At 70.3% G+C, this 3,402-nt stretch carries 5 protein-coding genes; 4 read left to right on the top strand and 1 reads right to left on the bottom strand.

Annotated features, from left to right (window positions below; genetic code table 11):
• The first annotated feature begins 76 nt into the window (after positions 1-76).
• Positions 77-700, top strand: a complete 624-nt coding sequence (locus GPA_RS07270; protein WP_015539457.1) for a 4Fe-4S dicluster domain-containing protein — start codon at positions 77-79, stop codon at positions 698-700.
• Positions 700-1,224 (top strand): 4Fe-4S dicluster domain-containing protein, encoded by a 525-nt coding sequence (locus tag GPA_RS07275; RefSeq protein WP_015539458.1) that lies wholly within the window; start codon positions 700-702, stop codon positions 1,222-1,224. The genes GPA_RS07270 and GPA_RS07275 overlap by 1 nt, the downstream gene beginning before the upstream one ends.
• A 6-nt stretch (positions 1,225-1,230) precedes the next feature.
• On the opposite strand, the gene GPA_RS07280 is transcribed toward GPA_RS07275, so the two are convergent.
• Complete coding sequence (locus GPA_RS07280) at positions 1,231-2,307, bottom strand: M24 family metallopeptidase (RefSeq protein WP_015539459.1); 1,077 nt, start codon at positions 2,305-2,307, stop codon at positions 1,231-1,233.
• A 240-nt stretch (positions 2,308-2,547) separates the two neighbouring features.
• On the opposite strand from GPA_RS07280, the gene tsaE reads away from it, so the two are divergent.
• Positions 2,548-3,063 (top strand): tRNA (adenosine(37)-N6)-threonylcarbamoyltransferase complex ATPase subunit type 1 TsaE, encoded by a 516-nt coding sequence (gene tsaE / locus GPA_RS07285; RefSeq protein ID WP_015539460.1) that lies wholly within the window; start codon positions 2,548-2,550, stop codon positions 3,061-3,063.
• A partial coding sequence (gene tsaB / locus GPA_RS07290; protein WP_231847600.1) for a tRNA (adenosine(37)-N6)-threonylcarbamoyltransferase complex dimerization subunit type 1 TsaB occupies positions 3,060-3,402 on the top strand: 343 nt, incomplete at its 3' end. The genes tsaE and tsaB, both read left to right, overlap by 4 nt.

Consider the following 3,402-nt stretch of genomic DNA (forward strand, 5'->3'; position numbering starts at 1 on the left):
GCGGCCGCCTTCGCGCCCACGAGGCCGAAGTGGCCGGACGTGCCCTCTACGCCAACGGCGAGGAGGAGACGCTGGTATGGACCGCTTCGTCGTGTCCGACCCCGCGCGCTGCATCGGCTGCGGAGCCTGCCGCGTGACGTGCAGCGAGGCGCACCGCAAGCGCGCGCTGCGCCCGGCGTCGCGCATCTCGCTCGTGAAGACGCGCGAGGTGTCGGCCGCGGTCACCTGCCATCAGTGCGAGGGCGCGCCCTGCCTGGCGGTGTGCCCGGAAGGCGCCATCTACCAGGAGCGCGACCGCCTGCAGGTGGACGAGGCGCGCTGCACGGGGTGCCTCGTGTGCGCGCTCGCGTGCCCGTTCGGGGCCGTGTACCCCTCCGCTCCGTCCACCGCGCACGTGAAGGCCGCGCCGTACAGCCGCGCGTCGTCGGCGCGCTCGGCCGGCCTGCTGCGGCAGAAGGAGACGGGCGCGTACACGTCAGTGGTCATCTGCGACCTGTGCGCGAAGTCGCCCGATGGCCCGCGCTGCATCGCGGTCTGCCCGACGAAGGCTCTTGCGCTGGTGGACGAGGAGATGCTCGAGACGCTGGGGAAGAGCCGCCGCATCGAGGCCGTCGAGCGTGCCGACGCCGCCCTGCGCGGCGGCCTGCCCGACGACGCCTTCGCGGCCGCGTTCGATCTGTCCGAGGAGGTTGGGCGCTGATGGCCGCCGTGAAGCCCCGCGTGCCCAACCTCATTTCCGATCGCGGCCGCACGCCGCGTCCCGGCCACGCATCGGGCGTGGCGGAGGGCAAGCCGCGCCACGACTTCTCCGCCTGCATCGCGTGCGCCGCCTGCGCGGCGGCCTGCGACGCGAACGCCATCCGCATCTTCATCGACGAGGACGAGGGCCTGCTCGTGTGGACGCTCGACCTGTTCGACTGCACGCACTGCGGCCGTTGCGTTCCCGCGTGCCCCACCGGCGCCATGGACGTCATCGAGGGAGCCGGTTTCGCCGACGAGCCCGAGCTGCCCAAGCGCTGCCTGTTCACGTTGGCCGAATGCGCCTCGTGCGGACGCTACTACGCCACGAACAAGGAGATCGAGTTCGCGAACGCCCTGCTCGAGCAGGAGGAGCACGCCGACGCCGCCCGCGCCCGCGCGCTCACGTCCATCTGCCCCGACTGCAAGCGCGCACACGACGCCAAGGCCGCCGGCCGCCGCGCCGCCATGAAGCGGCGCAGTTAGGAGTCGCTATCCCAGCACCTCCAGCTCGTGAGGGTAGGCGTTGAGCGCCTCGCAGCCGTCCTCGGTGACGATGACCAGGTCCTCGATGCGCACGCCGAACTCGCCGGGCAGGTAGATGCCGGGCTCGATGGAGAAGCACATGCCCACTTCGACCGGGGCCTCGTGAACCGACGAAACGTCGCCCGGCTCGTGCACGTCCAGGCCGATCTGGTGCCCCAGGCGGTGCGTGAAATAGGGTCCGTAGCCCGCCTCCTCGATAACCTCGCGGGCGGCGCGGTCGATGTCGCAGAAGCGCACGCCGGGGGCGACAACGCGTTGGGCGGCCTCGTTGGCCCGCCGCACCGTCTCGTACACCTCGCGCTGTTTCTGCGTGGGCTCGCCGAAGAAGAACGTGCGCGTCATGTCGGCGCAGTACTCGCCCTGGCGGCAGCCCACGTCGAACAGCACCGCGTCCCCGGGCGCGAGGCGCGTGCCGTCGGGCTCGTGGTGCGGGTCGGCGGCGTTCGCGCCGAAGCTGACGATGGGGGAGAACGAGTGGCCCTGCGCGCCCAGCTCGCGGTAGACGACCTCCAACTGGCCTGCCACCTCGGCCTCCGTCACGCCCTCGCGCACGAGCTCCTTGAAGCGCGCCATGGCGGCGTCGTTGGTGCGCGAGGCGGTGCGCATGAGGTCGCGCTCCTCGGCGCTCTTATGGGCGCGCGCATCGTCGACCACGTCCGAGGCCAGCACGAAGCCGCTCGCCGCCCCGCGTTCCATAAGCGGGATGAGGAAGCGCGCCGCGAGGTTCTTGTCGCAGCCCAGCGGGCGGGCCGGATCGCACAGGTCGGCCGCCGGCACCAAGGGGTCCTCCGTGTCGTTGAACGTGCGCACGGCGCACGCGAGGTCGGCCGGCACGGCGAACATCTCGTTGTACACGAGCGTGGGCGTGCGCCCTTCGCCCAGCACCAGGCCCAGAAAGCGCTCGCCCGGTTCCACGTAGGCGCCGGTCAGGTACTGGATGGACCGCGGATCGCAGACGAGCATCTGCGAGAGCCCGCGCCGGGCAAGGTTCTGCATGACGGTTTCGATACGCGCTTCGTACATGGGTGGGTTGCCTCCTTCGTGTTGCGCCGCCTCTGCCGGGCTGGCAGAGGCGGGTTTTGCGTTAAAGGCGATGATAGGGCAAAAGCGATGCGCTGCGATGAGAATTTTGCCGCTGCGCCCGTCCGGCGGCGGCCTGCGTGCCAGCGGCCGGCCGTGCATGCCGTTGCCGCGCCATGGAAGATTCCCGATTCCCCGTCGCCGTCGTGGCCTGGGCGGCCGGGTTGGCGTATCATACGAGCCATGGCTAACGGACTGACCTACATACGCAAGACCACCTCCCCCGAGGCGACGAAGCAGCTGGCTTCGACGCTGGCGCCCTACCTGCACGAGGGCGACGTCGTCGTGCTCTCGGGCGACCTGGGTGCGGGCAAGACGCAGTTCGTGCAGGGGGTCGCCGCCGCACTCGGCGTGCACGACCAGGTGACCAGCCCCACGTTCAACATCCTGTTGCAGTATCCGGGCGGTCGGCTTCCGCTGTACCATTTCGATCTGTATCGGCTGGAAGATCCCGACGAGCTGGAGGATATCGGCTACTTCGAGACCATCGACGGCGACGGCGCCTCGTTCGTCGAATGGGGCGAGAAGTTCCCCTCGGCCCTGCCGTACGGCTACCTGGAGATCGCGGTCACCGTCGACGCCGACGGAAACCGCACCGTGCGCGCGCAGTCGTTCGGCGACCGCGCACGGCAGCTGCTGTTCGTATGGGCGAAGGACTCGAAGTCGCGCCTGATGAAGGCAGCGGGGTGCTGCGGGTGAGCGATCAAGCGTTTCCGGTGGCGCGCGCGGCGGAGGCCGACGCGTTGCACGGTGCTTCCCAGGGAGCGCGGGCGCGCTACGTGCTTGCGTTCGACACGGCCAACGAGGTCATCGCCATCGGCTTGGGCGCGCTGCATGGGGAAAGCCGCACGGTGGAGGTCGTCGCCTGTGCCGAGGCATCGGCGCATCGCGCTTCGAACACCCAGCTGCTCCCGCGTATCGACGCGCTGCTTGCCGAGCAGGGTGTGGCACGCGGGGAGCTGGCATGCATCGTCGTCGGCCGCGGGCCGGGGTCGTTCACGGGCGTGCGCATTGCCATGGCAACGGCCAAGGGCGTCG

This window comes from Gordonibacter pamelaeae 7-10-1-b (assembly GCF_000210055.1).
Lineage (GTDB): Bacteria > Actinomycetota > Coriobacteriia > Coriobacteriales > Eggerthellaceae > Gordonibacter > Gordonibacter pamelaeae.

Excerpts from the sequence above, each read along its gene's own strand:
- GPA_RS07270 (WP_015539457.1), top strand. The coding sequence starts at position 77 with ATGGACCGCTTCGTCGTGTCCGACCCCGCGCGCTGCATCGGCTGCGGA.
- tsaE (WP_015539460.1), top strand. The coding sequence starts at position 2,548 with ATGGCTAACGGACTGACCTACATACGCAAGACCACCTCCCCCGAGGCG.
- GPA_RS07280 (WP_015539459.1), bottom strand. The coding sequence starts at position 2,307 with ATGTACGAAGCGCGTATCGAAACCGTCATGCAGAACCTTGCCCGGCGC.
- GPA_RS07275 (WP_015539458.1), top strand. The coding sequence starts at position 700 with ATGGCCGCCGTGAAGCCCCGCGTGCCCAACCTCATTTCCGATCGCGGC.